This is a genomic window from Marinifilum caeruleilacunae (assembly GCF_013141825.1).
In the GTDB taxonomy this organism is placed as follows: Bacteria; Bacteroidota; Bacteroidia; order Bacteroidales; family Marinifilaceae; genus Marinifilum; species Marinifilum caeruleilacunae.
The window spans coordinates 1-767 of record NZ_RZNH01000111.1 but is presented as its reverse complement, the minus strand read 5'-3'; the positions used below and the strand labels follow the sequence as shown (position 1 = coordinate 767).

Annotated in this window: 1 pseudogene; it reads left to right on the top strand. The window is 43.2% G+C overall.

Features of this window, described 5'->3' with window-relative positions:
* Positions 1–767 (top strand): annotated as a pseudogene (locus ELS83_RS21700) (hypothetical protein); the annotation flags it as partial.

Genomic DNA, 767 nt, shown 5'->3' with positions numbered 1-767 from the left:
TGGTCAAATGGTGCAACGACTCAGACCATCACAGTATCAGCAAGTGGGAATTATTCTGTACTTATTACCAATTCAAATGGATGTTTTACCAGTGATGATATCAATATTACAGTTTATCCAAACCCAACGGTTGATTTAGGCGCAGATCGTGAAATTTGCACAGGCGGCACAATTACGCTTGATGCAGGCAATGCAGGAGCAACATACTTGTGGTCAAATGGCGCAACGACTCAAGCCATCACAGTTTCAACATCTGGCAACTACTCAGTTGTCGTAACTGATGCAAATGGTTGTTCTGCAAGTGATGATGTAAATGTAACGGTTCATCCAAATCCGGTTGTGAATCTTGGCGCAGACCAGGAAACATGTGCAGGAGGAACGATTAGTTTAGATGCAGGCAATTCAGGATCAACATATTTGTGGTCAAACGGTGCAACAACACAAACGATCACTGTTTCAACATCAGGCAACTACTCAGTTGTGGTAACTGATGCAAATGGTTGTTCTACAAGCGATGATGTGAACGTAACTGTTCATCCAAATCCGGTTGTGAATCTTGGTGCAGACCAGGAAACTTGTGCAGGCGGCAGCATTAGTTTAGATGCAGGCAATGCAGGAGCAACCTACTTGTGGTCAAACGGAGTAACAACTCAGACCATTACCGTGTTAACATCTGGTAACTACTCAGTGGTGGTAACTGATACAAATGGTTGTTCTGCTTCTGATGATGTAAATGTTACAGTTCTTCCGAATCCTGTTGTGAACCT